This is a genomic window from uncultured Ellagibacter sp., assembly GCF_934636505.1.
Taxonomy (GTDB): domain Bacteria; phylum Actinomycetota; class Coriobacteriia; order Coriobacteriales; family Eggerthellaceae; genus Ellagibacter.
The window spans coordinates 1-14,267 of the sequence record NZ_CAKUAL010000014.1 but is presented as its reverse complement, the minus strand read 5'-3'; the positions used below and the strand labels follow the sequence as shown (position 1 = coordinate 14,267).

Genomic DNA, 14,267 nt, shown 5'->3' with positions numbered 1-14,267 from the left:
AAAGCCGCTCAAACCCTCCCCGTCGATGAAGCCTCAGAAGGCGAAGGCTCGACGCTACTCGGCCGCCGCCTCGTCTTCCGAGCCTTCGTCAAAATCGTTCGCCGCGTTTGCTTCCTTCGCCTCGGCAAGTTCCGCGAACATCATCTTCATTGTTGGATTGTTCCTGGTCAGACGCTTAATGGTGAGGTCTTGCGCCTTGTTGTTCGCCAAGCGCAGGTTGTTCTCCGACGACAGCAGGGCATCCTTGGTTTTCTGCAAATGCGTGATGGTCTTGTCGATCTCCTCGATGGCGGTTTGAAACTTGCGGCTCGCGAGGTCGTAGTTGCGCCCGAACTTCGTCTTGAAGTCCTCCATCTGCTCCTCGAAGTGCGTGATGTCGATATTCTGGTTGCGCACCTCGGCGAGCTCGGCCTTATAGGAAAGCGCCGAAAGCGAGGCGTTGCGTAGGATGCTGATAATCGGGATGAAGAACTGCGGGCGGATGACGTACATCTTCTCGTAGCGGTAGCTCATGTCGACGATACCTTCGTTGTAGAGCTCGTTTTCGGGCTCGAGCATCGTCACGAGCACCGCGTACTCGCAGTTCTTCTTCTTGCGATCGGAGTCGAGTTTCTTCAGGAAGTCCTCGTTTTTATGCTTGTGAGTGCTGTCGTCGCTCTCGTTTTTCATCTCGAACATGATGGAGACGACCTCGTTGCCCTCGTCGTCGGCCTCCCGGAACACGAAGTCACCCTTCGTGCCGTCGACCACATCGTTGTCCTTCTCGAAGTATGCCTTCGGGAAGGCGGCGGCGCGCATCTTGTTGAACTCGATTTCGCAGTGCTGTTCGAGCGACTCGCCCACCATCTTGGTGGAAAGGCGGGCCTTCATCTCCTTGTAGCGGGCGATTTCCTCTTCCTTGTAAGCGATGAGCTCATCTTTTGCGCGAAGTTTCGTCGCCATCTCCTCGCGCAGCGCACTCACTTTCTGCTCGCCTTCGGCAGCCTTCAGCTTCACCTGCGCGGCAAGGTCATCGCGCTCGCGCTCGACCTGGGTCCGTGCCTGCGTGACGGCGAGCTCCTTCTCGGTCGCGAAGGACGTCTTTTGGGCCTCGAGCTTCTGTGTGAGCTCGGCGATCTTCGCATCGCGGGAGGCGGTCGCGTCAGCCAAGGCTCGCTTGTGGTCGGCCTCAGTCACGCGCGCATCGGATGCGCGCTCGTCGGCGAGGCGAGCGAGCTTCGACTTGAGCTCTGCGATTTCGGCATCTTTGCTCGCGGTAACTTTGGAGAGCGCCGCAATCTGCTCAGCTTGCGCAGCGCGGGAAGCCGCGTCGTTTTCGCGTTTGATCGTGTCGAGGCTCTGGGTGAGCTTCGCGATTTCCGCATCGCGGGAAGCAATCTCATCGCGCGCCTCCCCGCGCACCTTCTCACCCGCAAGCGCCACCGCCTGTTCGCGCTGCTCAGCGAAGAGTTTCTCGCGGCGCTCGATTTCCCGATTGAACTCCGCGTCGCGCACCTGCTTCACGATGTCCGCAAAGCCCGACTCGTCCACCTGAAACACCGTCCCACAATGCGGACACTTAATCTCGTTCATAGGAACCTCCCCGTATTATCTTTCGCACAATATATTACTCTCGACACTACGACAAGCTTACGGAAACCCAATTTGTAGGCTTAGGTTAATAAAGTACTCGCCATCATGTTCGTAAACCAACCCATCGTCATACTTTGAAATCGACGCTGTCTCAAATTTCGTATAACTGAGCAGATAATTTCCGAGCGAATCCCTGTTATAGGCATGAAATACGAACACCTCGCCATCGTCGCAGGCGATGACATAACCACTCGAAGCATCGTCATGTCCACTCCATTCTTCCTTTGGCGTCATACCCAGCGCCACGGCACAGAGAAACTTTTTAAACAGGTGCTTATACATGCCTTCGCCGATTCCAAGCGCATCGTCGCGTTCCATGGCGTCGACGATTTGCAGGCATGTCGCCCCCTCGCCAAAGAAGTATCGCAGCAACGCATTCGCAAGCACCTGCGGAAATCGACTATCAACTAGCCGCAGATTGCGATCGAATGTCGAGCACGCGACGCGATAGAAACCGAAATCACATTCGCCATTAAGCGTATTCACGCATTTTTCGAGCCCGGCCGACGCGTTCGCCGCATTGGCTCGCTCCATAACTTCGCGAGTACAGCAATCGAGTTTGAACACGAAGTTCGTCGCCATTCCAGCGTCAAGAAGAGTCGGCGCCTTAGATTCGCACAAGCCAACCTCGACCATATGCTCGTCAATAAAAGAAACAGTGCGAGCAGTCTTAATTCGACCCGGCAATTCCAAATGAACATCGACGGGAACCACATCGCATTGCATGCGCTCAGCCTCGCACATGACGCTTTCCCCTATCAATAGCACATGATAAGACTCGCTCGGGCAAAAACGGCGCTCCCCCGAACAGGGTTCGGACACTCGCGCCTCTCCGCCACAATAACGCAGTCGTCAGCATAAAGCACCGACACTATCCGAGCATCGATTCCGAAGATAGACCAAGGACCTTGCGCAAGCCATTCCATTATGAGCATCCAAATGCGAACGGGGGCCTTGCTTTGAAGGCCCCCGCTGTCGGCGTCTTTCGCTCTCTTCGCTCGCTATTGCTGTGCGTCCCAGATTGCTCCCGTCTTGTGCCAGTTGTTGAAGTCGGTGGCCCAGCCGGTGATGTTGTATTCCACGATGGAGACGTCGTTTTTGCCGTCGCTCGTCGTCGTGTAGAACTGACGCACGCGGTTGTCGAACGGCACCTGCGCGAGCGTCTCGCCGTACTTGGACGAGTCACCGCCAACAGCCTGGATGATAGTCGGCTGCACGTTCACATGCGCAACCGGCGTCGACACCGTCTTGATCGGCTGCGCGTCCGCCTCGGCCGATTGCGCCGGCTTGTAGAACATGATCGCGTTCGACGTGGAATCCCAATCCTCGTAGATGCCCCAATCGCCGTGGTCGCTCGTCACGAGAATCGCGGTGTTGTCGTAGAGCCCCATGTCCTTCAGCTGGCGGATGTACTCGGAAAGCATCTTCAAGCTGCCGCGGATCTGACGGATCGCGTCGGAGTTGTCCGTGCCGATGTCGTTGCCGTTCTCGTCAAGGTTGAACGGATAGTGCCCGCCGAGCAAATGGATGAAGCGGAAAGCACCCGTCTCGCCGTCGTCAGTCGCGGAAAGCTTCGTCGTCTTGAGCTTATCGTAATAGGCCCCGTCGTTCATCGTGTACAGGGTGCTCTGCTGCACCTCCCCGTCGTCGCTTTCCACCTGCAGCGTCATGCCGTTGTTGACCTCGTCGGTGTAGAACCAGAAATACGGCTTGAACGCCCACGGCAAATCGCGGTACATCGCGCACTTCCACAGCGTGAAGAGGGTGCCCTGCTCATCGAGCAGCGAGGGGGAATCCTCCTGGTTCATGGGGTGGTAGTTCATGGTAAGGCCCGCCACATGGCGCTGCACGTCCTCGCTCGAATATTCGGTTCCGAACGTATCGGTGTAGATGCCCATGCTGTAGCCAGCGTTGTGGATGTCGTCGAGGTACGTGCTGCGCTCATAGCGCGTTGCGAGGTACTGCGAGAAGAGCTCGCCCTGCTGAGGCAGCTGGCCGGTCAAGAGGAACGGCACGCCGTAGCGCGTGGGAACCATGGAGCCCGCAACATTGTTGTACCAGGTGAAACCCGTCCAGTCGTTGAATTCCTCCGGATGCTCCTGCATGATCTGGGACATCTGCTTCGTGTCGGTGAAGTCGAGCACGAAGACGATGACGTTGCTTTTCTCGGAAACGGTGAACAGGCCGTCCTCGGTCATGCGCAAGTCAGCGACGTTCACCTGATCAGGCTCTATCGTAGCCGCCTCGAATGCACCCGACGCGAAGAGGCTGCCCACGCCGACTCCCTGCACGATAATGAGCGCAAGGGAAAGCGCAACCGCGCCGCCGCGCGCGAGGCTCGTCTTCAAATGTCCCACAACAAGGGGGATTGCCACGATGACGATCCACACCACGGTGCTCACCAGCATAGTTGACGTGTAATCGCCCCAGTTCACCGACTTGCCGTCCGCGGTAGGCAGCTCCGAGTTCAACAGGAGTACCTGAACATACGCCGCAACGCCGAACGCGAACAGGAAGAGCAGCACGATATCGAACGCCCTGCCGCGCAGAAGCGACACGGCAAGCGCGAGAACGACCGCAACTACAACGCCTGCAATCGCGAAGATCGGCCAGATGTCGGAAAGTCCGAACACAAGATCGGCTCCAGCGCCGGCAACAATCTCATAGGGCGGCACGACGAGCAGGGTAAACGAGAAGAACGCGCACACGATGAGCGCGCAAACCACGCGCACGCCCCATTTTGCGCGGGGGTAATCGTCGGATGCGCGTCCCTTTCGGGAAGCCTTCTTCGAGGACGCCGACTCCGCATCGGCGGCAATCTCGCCGGGTGCGAGGATGGGATTGCCGTCCTTGTCGAGCCTGTGGACAGGCGCCTCCACCACCTTGCCCGCGTTCTCGTCGATTTTGAGCAGCTTGAAGAGCATCTTGCGCGTACGGCGAAGCGCCACACCGAGCACAGCCGAAAGCGCGACCGCGACGCCAGCGAGCGCCTGGATCGTGTAGGTCATGACCGAAGGGTCGACATAGGCGTAGGCAGGCGTGATCCATGCAAGCGAAAGCACACCTGCGACCAGCGCAAACGAAAAGACGTCAAACGCGCCCGCGATAAGACGATTACGCTTCATGGCGGCCCGCCTTCCTCGCATGCATCCCGCGCGCTTCGCTGCCGTCATGCTTTTCCATGCGCTCCCCCTCATCGCGCGACGCCGCCACGGCATCGACCGCAGCGCGCTCACCCGCGGCGAGCGAATCGTCGGACACACCGCCGTCGCGCTTGGATTCCTGAATGTCAATCATGCGGTCGAGCAGGTAGCGCCCAGCCACTTCCCCACCATGCCCGACGTTGAAGATGAAGCTGTCGAGCACCTTGTTGATGCGGTCGCTCCACGCATAGCGCTTCGCGAGCATCTCCTCGGCCACATCGCCGAAGGTGGACGCATCCTCGGGGCGGATCGACACGCCGACCTCGCTGCGCAGCGCGATGTCAGTCGGCTCGATGCCGAGCTCCTGCCAATCGGGATTGCCGACCTTCATCGGCGTATCGATGAAGATGGCGGGCTTGCGCGTCGAGAAGCAGAACTCGCAGAAGATCGACGACCAGTCGGTCACGAGGATATCGGAAGTGAAGACGGTCTTGTTCGAGCTGAAGTCGTGCTCGAAGTACAAATCGGACTCAGGGACATCGGCCCAGCGAGCCAAAAGGGCGTTCCACCTGGCGGAATAGCGCTTCGTGTATTCGGGGTGCGGGCGCACGATGACGCGCATGCCGCGCCCGAGCACGCTTTTCAGCATGTCGTCGATGCAGGTGTCGAGGATGTTGCCCTCCTGCCACGACGGCGCGATGAGCACCACGTCGCACCGGGACGGGTCGCGCTCGACCGCGGAGGCGGCGAGCTCGTATTCGGCAATCTCACGATCGAGCAGGTCGTAGCCGCATTCCACAAGGTTTTTGCGCTTGGTGCCGTAGAGCTCCTCGGCGCGGCGCAGCTCGCGCACCTGATGAGGGCCCGCGCACAACACCGTGTCGTAGTGGTCGTAGGCGCCCTTCTGGGGCGTGAGATGGGTCGAGGTCATGTGGTGGAACATGAACACGTACTCGATATCCTTGCGGATATAGGAGCGCTTGATGTAGTAGTTCTCCAAATCCTCGAGCGTGGACACAACCAAATCGGCGTCCATCTTCATCATAAGCGTGATGATCTTGCGCTGCCCGATGTAGTAGGGCTTCAAGCGCGGCTCGGCCTCGGCCAGCTTGAACACCTGGTCATTGGGGTCGTTCGTCACGTAGTGGATATCGGCGTCGGAATGCGCGAGCAGCCACTCAATCGCACCTTGGAAGTACTTGTAGAAGCCGCTTCCCTCGGAATAAAAGACGATGTGTTTGCCGACGATCTTGAAGAAGCGCTTGTAGTCGGCCTTCTCGCGCTTGGCGAGCGGATCGCGCTCGTACCACTTCTTCTTAGGACCCGAAAAATTCTCGAGCTCCTCAAGTTCAGCACGGCTCGCCTCGAGGTCCTCGTAGTCGATGTATTTCGCAGGCTTCACCAGGACGTTCGCAAGCGCCTGGATGGCGATGGAGGTCAGGTTCGAGCACACCCAGTAGAAGCCCATGCCCGTGGCGACGAACACACCCAAGATGAACGAAAGGCCGATGGACAGGCCGTTCGTCATGTTCTTCTCCGCACGCGACTGCTCGCGCTGCAGCGGGTTGATGCGGTTCTGCGCAAAACCCATGATGATGGCGGAAAGCCCCGCGAAAAGCGGCATGATCCACGCCGCACCGCCGTCCTCGAAGGGGATCTGCCCCAAGAACTCGGTGCCCGGAGCGCCGCCGTCGGTGATCGTATGGATAACGTCGACCAGGCCGAACAGAATGATGATCTGCACAGCAAGCGGAATCAGGGAGAGCATCGGGTGGTAATGCTGCTCCTTGTAAAGCTTGTTCTGCTCCTCGCCGATCGTCTCGCGGTCGCCGTAGTACTTCACCTTCAGGCGATTCAAAGCGGGCATGAGCTGCACCATGACAATCGAGTTCTTCTGGCACCAAAGCGACATCGGGATGAGGATGATCTTCACGATGATGGTGAACAGGAGGATGGCTATCCACCAATTGCCGCTTATCGCGTAACAGGGCTGCAAGATGAGCGAGAGCAGCCATGCAAGTGCTTCCATGCGAGCAAGTCCTTTCGCATCGCGCGCTGCGAGCGCGATGAAGTTAAATCGAGGCAAAACTGAGGTAAAAACGCAGAACTAGAATGGTACTACAAATCGTGTCGCATGAGCGCCCAATCACGCACTGGGGCGTACTAAATCCGTGGACGCTCCGATTGGCTCGACGCGACGTCCCTTCCTTCGGAGAGGAGGCGGCTCCCTTCCCTTCAAAGGTGCGGCGATTTCCCTTCCTCGGAGGCTCCACCGCTACCGTTTATGGAGGAGAAACGCGATTGGCTGCGACCATTGTTTCTATCATGTTAATTAGAGGTAACGGAGTCGTTGAGCAAACTTATAATGGCCGCGGTTGGGAACAAGTAAACCCCGAGGAGGTTACATGAGTTACGTCCAGCGAATTATCGACCAAGTTAAGGCGAAGGACCCCGATCAGCCCGAGTTCATCCAGGCCGTCACCGAGGTCATGAGCACGCTCGAGCCAGTCATCGAGGCGCATCCGGAATACGAGGAAGCGAAGATCCTCGAGCGCATCGTCGAGCCCGAGCGAATCATCCAGTTCCGCGTTCCGTGGGTTGACGACAAGGGCGAAGTCCAGGTCAACCGCGGCTTCCGCGTCGAGTACAACTCCGCAATCGGCCCCTACAAGGGCGGCCTGCGCTTCAACCCCACGGTTTATCTGGGCATGCTGAAGTTTTTGGGCTTCGAGCAGATCTTCAAGAACGCGCTGACCACGCTGCCGATGGGCGGCGGCAAGGGCGGCTCCGACTTCGACCCGAAGGGCAAGTCCAACAACGAGATCATGCGCTTCTGCCAGTCGTTCATGACCGAACTCTACCGCCACGTCGGCCCGAACACCGACGTTCCCGCAGGTGACCTAGGCGTCGGCGGCCGCGAAGTCGCTTACATGTTCGGCCAGTACAAGCGCATCTGCAACGAGTGGACCGGCGTTCTCACCGGCAAGGGCCTCTCCTTCGGCGGCTCGCTCGCCCGCACCGAGGCAACCGGCTACGGCCTTGTCTACTTCGTCGACGAGTACCTCAAGAGCAAGGGCGACTCCTTCGAGGGCAAGAAGGTCGTTGTGCACGGCTCCGGCAACGTTGCCATCTACGCGATTCAGAAGGTCTCGCAGCTCGGCGGCAAGGTGATCGCCTGCTCCGACACCCACGGCTGGGTCGAGGACCAGGAAGGCATCGACTACCAGGTGCTCGAGCACGTCTACAACAAGAAGCGCTCCGGCCACGACAAGGGCGTCACGCTCGCGATGTACGTCGAAGAGCGCCCGAACGCGACATGGCACGCCGAGGACGGCCGCGGCGTGTGGCAGCTCCCCTGCGACATCGCGCTCCCCTGCGCGCGCGAGAACACCCTCGGCATCGAGGACGCGAAGGCCCTCGTCGCGAACGGCTGCAAGGCAGTCGGCGAAGGTGCCAACATGCCGACCACGATCGAGGCGACCGAGTACTTCCAGAACAACGGCGTCGCGTTCTTCCCCGGCAAGGCGGCCAACGCGGGCGGCGTGCTCGTGTCCGGCCTCGAGATGAGCCAGAACGCCGAGCATCTTTCCTGGACCTTCGAGGAGGTCGACGGCAAGCTCGAAACGCTCATGCGCGGCATGTTCCACAACGTCGACGACACGGCGAAGGAATACGGCCATGAGGGCAACTTCGTGATGGGCGCCAACATCGCCGGCTTCAAGAAGGTTGCCGACGCCATGATGGCTCAGGGCATCGTCTAAGCACCACCTTCACGCAATTCTTTCGGAAAGGCGGGTTCCTCGCATGGGGCCCGCCTTTTTCTCTGCCCGAAGTCCCGAAAACGGGTCAGGCAATCCCTTCCCCCCCTTGTATCTTGGCCGTGCGGTGCACATGTGCGCATCGTTTGGGCCGCTGGTCACTTCGTAAACGTGACCCCGCAAGGCACAATACCGATAGAAGCTGACTTCGTCGGGAAGGGCGGAGTGCGAAGCGGCTTGCACGATGCAACGGGAAAGGGAGTGATGAATATGTTGAAGCCCATGATGAGGAAGGTCGCGCTCGGTGTGTCCGCCGTTGCGTTGACGGCAGCCCTTGCGTTCACGATGGCCGGCTGCGGCGGTGACGCCGAGGAGCAGAAGAAGGCGAGCGACGACACGGCAACGACGCAGCCTGCGGAAGAGCCGAAGGCTGAAGAGACCCCAGAGCCCGCCGTTGAGGCCAAAACCGGCGTCGACTACCCTTCGTACAGCTTAGAGCCAACTGATGGCTGGAAACCAGGCACCAGATCGATGAACGAGAAGTACGAAGAGTGCGAGTTCACGCTCGGCGATGACACCTTCGCCTTCATCGACATTCGCACGTACAAGACCGAGCCGATGACCGAAGCGGAAGCCAGAATGGGCTCCAAGAAAGACGGCACCATCGACGAAGTCGACGTCAACGGCATCACCTGGGTGCGTCACACCGCCTCCAATGGCACCGTCAACCTGTTCACCAAGGCACCTTCCGGAATGACGGTCGGCGTGGTCATAGGCTCCAAAGTCGATTGGAACGACGCACTGCCCATGATTGAGAACATCGTCTTGAAGTAGCGACGGCCCACCCAAAGAGGAGCGTCGATTGACCAGATGCAGGAACCCCGAATAGCCTGACCCTTTTCGGGAAGGCGATTCATGAAGCGACCCCACCGAATGCGCGATTGCACGAGGCGGGGTCGCTTGCTGTTTCGGTCGCCGCTCATTGTCGCGCGGCAGAAATAACCCCGGAGGATCTACAGCTCGGAGATAGTCTTCGCGGAGACAACATTGCTTGGCGAGATGAGGATCGCCCCGACCGAGCCGATCTTCGGCGTGCTCACGTAGAAGCCGCCGTTCCTCGATTCGCCCATCGACGAGATCGTCGAGTCTGCCGTGGTGATGACGATGTCGATGTTCTCGGCATTCTTGAGATACGACTCCTCGGGACAAAGAGCAATGACGTAGTCTACCTTCTGCTCGGTGAAGTACTTAACCTTCTCATCGATAAGGATCCTCGAGTACTCGCGGGTGACCGAGAAGATGCCGTAGCGCTTGCCGCCGCGCTTCAGAATCGTTCCCTCTTCATAGGCGGACAGATCACTCGTATGAAGCGAGATGACGTTTGCGCCCTTGGCCTGGTAGAGCTCATCGACATCGGAGAGCGCGACCGGTTCCTTCTCCTTTTTGTGCCCCGCGAGCGGTGCAGCGGAACCCACCTGGGAATCTAAGGTTCCACCAGGGGAAACAGTTGCAGAAACGCCTTCCCCGGCAGTACTTTCCCCTACGACGCCTTCGGACGCGGAGCCTTCCGCAGCGACAGGTTCCGATGCAGTAGAGACTCCCTGATCGACAGAGCCGTTGCCCTGCGCGCTTACGCTCGTTGGGGAAGCTGTATTTACACTCGAACCACCCTGAGAAGAAGCGGTCTGCTTGTCGGAAGACGAGGCGGCAGAAGATGCCTGGCTGTTTTCCGAAGAGGAAGCAGAGGCTTGATTGCCATCGGAAGAGGACGAAGAGGAAGCGGAGGCTTGCCCGTCCCCCGCCTTCGAGTCCCCGGGAAGCGATTCGGCATCCCCCGCATTCTTTGAGTTGGCGGAGCCGTTGGCGGCTGATGTCGCAGATGCAGACGATTGCGCAGCGCTTTCTTCCTCTTCGATGGTTCCCTCGTAGACGATGGCGGTATAGCCTTCCATGTTACCGAACGCATCATCGATGTTCGAGGCGGTGACGTTCCATGAATGGCCAGCAAACACGTAGCCGAACAGGATGCACCCCATCCCAATAGCAAGGATGAGGAATACGATGAGCGCGATTTTCTCTCGGGATGTCTTTTCCATAGCAGCGTTCATTATAGGCAAACGAGCATGGGCTGCCAGCCCCCGTCACGGGAAGACAAACAATCTCGACGCTCTACCGCTCTAACGGAGGCGAGCAAGCGCACCCCACAGGCGCAATTCGCAAACAAGACATTAGGAAGCATGGACATGCGAGCTTCTCGAATCAGCTTTCGCTCCTCGAGAGCTTCACTTTCCGCGTCGCCACGCGCTCCGTAAGCGCAGGGGTATGGGAAACGAGCAGCATGCCGGCACCTTCCCGCTCGGCATAGTCCAGCAGCACGCGCCAGATATGCGCTTGCGTGACCGCATCCAGCATCGTGGAAACTTCGTCGCAGATGAGGTAGCGCGGGTGCGTGGCGAGCGCTCGGGCGATGCAGAAGCGCTGCAGCTCGCCGCCGGAGAGCTCATGGGGGTAGCGCTGCATCCACTCATCGCGAATCCCCAGGTTGTCGAGGAGTTCTTGCGGCACGTCGCCCGCCTCCGCCAGCGTTTTGCGCATGCGCAGGCGCGGATCGACCGCCTGCTCGGGATGCTGCTGGATCAGCTGCACCGGGCATACTCCGCGACGCGGAAGCGGCTGACCATCGAGCAGTACCTCACCGGCCTGCGGACGCTCGAACCCAGCGAGCACGCGGCACAGCGTGGTCTTGCCAAACCCCGAGGGAGCCTGAAGCGCTACACGCTCGCCGGGCTCGACTTGCAGGCTGAATCCGCTGTACAGGGGTTTTGCGCCAGGGTAACCGAACGTGATGTCTCGAGCCTCTAGCACGAGCGACCTCCCTTGCGATCCAATTCGCCGCCACAGCCCCACCCGTTCTCGTTCGCCGTAGCCGCGAAATCGTGCTCGGGAAGGGCATGCCACAGCGCGCGGGTGAACGGGTCGCGCAGAAGCGCGGGGTCGGCGAAGTTCGCGACCGCCGTCTCTTCCACCACAGTGCCATCCTTGAACACGGCGACGCGATCGGCCACGCGCAGCGCCAGTTCGATATCGTGCGTGATCAGCAGCACGCCGTTGCCTTCGTTGGCGAAGGCGCGGAAGTCGTCCAACGCTCGGACCGCGAGGTCGAGGTCGAGCCCGGGCGTGGGCTCATCGGCCACGATTACCCGCGGGTCGTCCATGAGCGCACAGCATAATAGCACGCGGCGTGCCATACCGCCTGAAAGCTCATGAGGGTAAAGGTGTGCGACCTCGGGACCGAGCCCGTAGCGCTCGAACAGCTGCTCGCGGCGCGCTTTGCGCTCGGCCTTCGACAGCGCGTTCGCGAAGCCTTCGACCTGTTTCCCCACGCGCATCATGGGGTCCAAATGGCTCACGCTTTGCGGCACGAGCGACAGCCCGTGCCCGCGCAGCGCGCGCAAACCCTCCGCGTCTTTGCGCTCGCCGTCGAACCAGATGCGCCCCCGCACCGTGGCGTTCGGCTCGAACAATCCCAACACCGCATCGGCGAGAAGCGTCTTGCCCGAACCCGATGCGCCCACCACAGCCACGATCTCGCCCGCGTGGACGGCGATGCTCAACCCGTGGAGCACCTGGGCATCGCGCTGCTTCGCCTGGAAGTACGGCGCGTCCTCGTCGTACATGCGAAAGCTCACGTTCAAATCCTCGACCTGCAAAAGGTGGTGCCCGCCGTCATGATGCGACGTCGCGGCGTGCGTGTGATGATGGTGCGACTGCGCATCCTCGTGCGCGGTTTGCTCGTGAGCGAGCGCGGCAGCCTTGTTCGCCGAAGCCGCCTGCGCAGCTGCGCCGTCGTTTGCATTCTCCAACATCTTCCCACCTATTTCTGCGCCGTATGCGGGTCAACGAGCTTTCGCAAGCTCTGACCAGCCACATCGAAGAGCAGCACCGTCGCCATGAGCGCCAAACCCGGGAACACGGCAAGCCACCAGGCACCCGTCGATAGGTAGCTCATCGACTCACTCAAGATCACGCCGATTGCCGGCTGCTCGGGCGGCAAGCCGAAGCCGAGGAAGGTGATTGCCGCCTCATGAAGGATGGCATGCGGAAAGAGCAGAATAAGCCCCACCACGAACTGCGGCAGCACATAGGGCACCATATGGTGCAACGCGATGCGCGCCGGGCTTTGCCCCAACTTGCGCGCAACTTCGACGAACTTCGACTCGCGGCATTGCAGCACCTCGGCACGAACAACGCGCGCAAGGCTCGGCCAATGCGTCACGGCAACGCCGATGGTCACGCCCCAGAAGCCCTTCCCGATTGCATAGGAGATGAGCACCAAAAGCACGATGTGGGGAACGCCCATCATCAGGTCGATCAGCCAGCTGACCACGGCATCGACGCGTTTTCCGCCAAGCGCGGCAGCACACCCAAGCACAAGCGCGATCACCGACGAGACGGTGGCCGCCAGCAAGCCCACCAGCACGCTCGTGGACAGGCCCGCAAGCGTGCGCAAAAGCATGTCGCGACCCATCCAGTCAGTGCCGAAGGGGTGCGCAAGCGAAGGCGCGAGGTTCTTCGCGGTGAAGTCCGTGACCGTCGCCTGACCGTAAAGCACAAGCCCCGACGCCACCACAATAGCGAGCGCGCAAGCGGCCACGATGCACGCGACGAGGGTGATTGCCCGATTGCCGCGCGAGCGCTGCGCAGGGGCATGGAGCACTTCTTCCATCAAGCCCTCCCCTCGCCGACGCGCATGCGCGGGTCGAGCACGCCGTAGAGAATATTAGCCAGCAGGTTGCCGCCGAACACGAGTGCGGCACTCACGAGCGCAATGCCCGCGAGAAGCGCCACATCGCCGCCCAATCCTGCGGTCACGGCCGCTTGCCCCAGGCCAGGATAAGAAAACACCTGCTCGACCAGCACCGATCCGCCGAAGATCTCGGAGATGAATGCGCACTGCAGCGTGACGGCCGGCAGCGCTACGTTGCGCAAGCCGTGGTGCACGATCACGCTCAGCTCCGACTCGCCGCGTGCGCGTGCGAAGCGCACGTAGTCGCTTTCCAGCACGTCAACCACCTTCTCGCGCGTATGCAGCGCGATGTTGGCCACGCCCGTCACTGAGAGCGTGAGCGCAGGAAGAACCAGGTGATGCGCCGCGTCGGCCAACGTCACGTCCGCCGCCGATACGCCGATAGGCACGGAGAACCCGATGGGGAACCAGCCGAGCTGCACGGCGAACACCATCAAGATGAGCAAGCCGAGCCAGAACGTGGGGGTCGAAGCCAAAAGGAAGCAGTAGCTGCGGACGACCCGGTCGAGAGCACCACCGCGGCGAGCGCCCGCAGCAATGCCGAGCGCGAACCCGAGCACGCCGCTGAGCAGCCACGCGATGCCCATGAGCGCCAACGAGTTGGCGGCTCGGTGCGCGATGACCTCGGACACCGGCGCATTGAACCTGAGCGATGTTCCCATGTCGCCCTGCAGAAGGGCACCCGCCCAGTTGGCGAAGCGTTCCCAAAACGGCACATCACCGCCCCAGTAACTCGCCAGCTGAGCGCGTTTAGCCTCAGACATGTTCACATACGCGGCCTGCCCCACGTTCGCCTGCACGGGATCGATCGGCGACATGCTCACCAGCGCGAACACTACCAACCCCACGGCAAGCATCAGCAGTGCGAACCGCACGATATGTCGAGCAAGATATTTCGTCATGCGAAGCTGCGCCTACCAGCTCCAC

Annotated in this window: 11 protein-coding genes; 2 read left to right on the top strand and 9 right to left on the bottom strand. The window is 60.3% G+C overall.

Going from position 1 to position 14,267, the window contains the following annotated elements:
- Positions 1-54: 54 nt before the first annotated feature.
- From Q0G18_RS03085 to yidC, 4 genes are all read right to left on the bottom strand, one after another.
- A complete protein-coding gene (locus tag Q0G18_RS03085) occupies positions 55-1,572 on the bottom strand; it encodes a DUF2130 domain-containing protein (protein WP_297149390.1) in 1,518 nt (505 codons plus the stop codon).
- A 57-nt stretch (positions 1,573-1,629) separates the two neighbouring features.
- Positions 1,630-2,376 (bottom strand): HpaII family restriction endonuclease, encoded by a 747-nt coding sequence (locus Q0G18_RS03080; RefSeq protein ID WP_297149388.1) that lies wholly within the window; start codon positions 2,374-2,376, stop codon positions 1,630-1,632.
- Between the two features lie 257 nt (positions 2,377-2,633).
- Positions 2,634-4,757 (bottom strand): sulfatase-like hydrolase/transferase, encoded by a 2,124-nt coding sequence (locus Q0G18_RS03075; protein WP_297149386.1) that lies wholly within the window; start codon positions 4,755-4,757, stop codon positions 2,634-2,636.
- On the bottom strand, positions 4,747-6,804 hold the full coding sequence (yidC, locus tag Q0G18_RS03070; RefSeq protein ID WP_297149385.1) for a membrane protein insertase YidC: 2,058 nt from the start codon (positions 6,802-6,804) through the stop codon (positions 4,747-4,749). The genes Q0G18_RS03075 and yidC overlap by 11 nt, the downstream gene beginning before the upstream one ends.
- 376 nt (positions 6,805-7,180) lie before the next feature.
- Here yidC and gdhA point away from each other — a divergent pair, with 376 nt between their 5' ends.
- Positions 7,181-8,536: an NADP-specific glutamate dehydrogenase gene (gene gdhA / locus Q0G18_RS03065; RefSeq protein WP_277013320.1), complete on the top strand. Its 1,356-nt coding sequence runs from the start codon at positions 7,181-7,183 to the stop codon at positions 8,534-8,536.
- Between the two features lie 261 nt (positions 8,537-8,797).
- Positions 8,798-9,367, top strand: a complete 570-nt coding sequence (locus Q0G18_RS03060) for a hypothetical protein (protein ID WP_297149382.1) — start codon at positions 8,798-8,800, stop codon at positions 9,365-9,367.
- A 179-nt stretch (positions 9,368-9,546) separates the two neighbouring features.
- Here Q0G18_RS03060 and Q0G18_RS03055 read toward each other — a convergent pair whose 3' ends face one another.
- From Q0G18_RS03055 to Q0G18_RS03035, 5 genes are all read right to left on the bottom strand, one after another.
- Positions 9,547-10,629, bottom strand: coding sequence for a hypothetical protein (locus Q0G18_RS03055; RefSeq protein WP_297149380.1), 1,083 nt, complete (start codon positions 10,627-10,629; stop codon positions 9,547-9,549).
- Positions 10,630-10,792: 163 nt separating this feature from the next.
- The gene (locus Q0G18_RS03050; protein WP_296058693.1) at positions 10,793-11,398 is read right to left on the bottom strand and encodes an ATP-binding cassette domain-containing protein; all 606 of its coding nucleotides are present in this window, start codon (positions 11,396-11,398) and stop codon (positions 10,793-10,795) included.
- Entirely contained in the window at positions 11,392-12,399 is a 1,008-nt protein-coding gene (locus Q0G18_RS03045; RefSeq protein WP_297149378.1) for an ABC transporter ATP-binding protein, read from the bottom strand. The genes Q0G18_RS03050 and Q0G18_RS03045 overlap by 7 nt, the downstream gene beginning before the upstream one ends.
- Before the next feature lie 8 nt (positions 12,400-12,407).
- A complete protein-coding gene (locus tag Q0G18_RS03040) occupies positions 12,408-13,259 on the bottom strand; it encodes an ABC transporter permease (RefSeq protein WP_297149376.1) in 852 nt (283 codons plus the stop codon).
- Positions 13,259-14,242, bottom strand: a complete 984-nt coding sequence (locus tag Q0G18_RS03035; RefSeq protein WP_297149374.1) for an ABC transporter permease — start codon at positions 14,240-14,242, stop codon at positions 13,259-13,261. Before Q0G18_RS03035 ends, Q0G18_RS03040 begins: the two co-directional genes overlap by 1 nt.
- Positions 14,243-14,267: the final 25 nt, after the last annotated feature.

Coding starts and splice junctions, on each gene's coding strand:
- Q0G18_RS03085 (WP_297149390.1), bottom strand. CDS start 1,572: ATGAACGAGATTAAGTGTCCGCATTGTGGGACGGTGTTTCAGGTGGAC.
- Q0G18_RS03080 (WP_297149388.1), bottom strand. CDS start 2,376: ATGTGCGAGGCTGAGCGCATGCAATGCGATGTGGTTCCCGTCGATGTT.
- Q0G18_RS03075 (WP_297149386.1), bottom strand. CDS start 4,757: ATGAAGCGTAATCGTCTTATCGCGGGCGCGTTTGACGTCTTTTCGTTT.
- yidC (WP_297149385.1), bottom strand. CDS start 6,804: ATGGAAGCACTTGCATGGCTGCTCTCGCTCATCTTGCAGCCCTGTTAC.
- gdhA (WP_277013320.1), top strand. CDS start 7,181: ATGAGTTACGTCCAGCGAATTATCGACCAAGTTAAGGCGAAGGACCCC.
- Q0G18_RS03060 (WP_297149382.1), top strand. CDS start 8,798: ATGAATATGTTGAAGCCCATGATGAGGAAGGTCGCGCTCGGTGTGTCC.
- Q0G18_RS03055 (WP_297149380.1), bottom strand. CDS start 10,629: ATGGAAAAGACATCCCGAGAGAAAATCGCGCTCATCGTATTCCTCATC.
- Q0G18_RS03045 (WP_297149378.1), bottom strand. CDS start 12,399: ATGTTGGAGAATGCAAACGACGGCGCAGCTGCGCAGGCGGCTTCGGCG.
- Q0G18_RS03040 (WP_297149376.1), bottom strand. CDS start 13,259: ATGGAAGAAGTGCTCCATGCCCCTGCGCAGCGCTCGCGCGGCAATCGG.
- Q0G18_RS03035 (WP_297149374.1), bottom strand. CDS start 14,242: ATGACGAAATATCTTGCTCGACATATCGTGCGGTTCGCACTGCTGATG.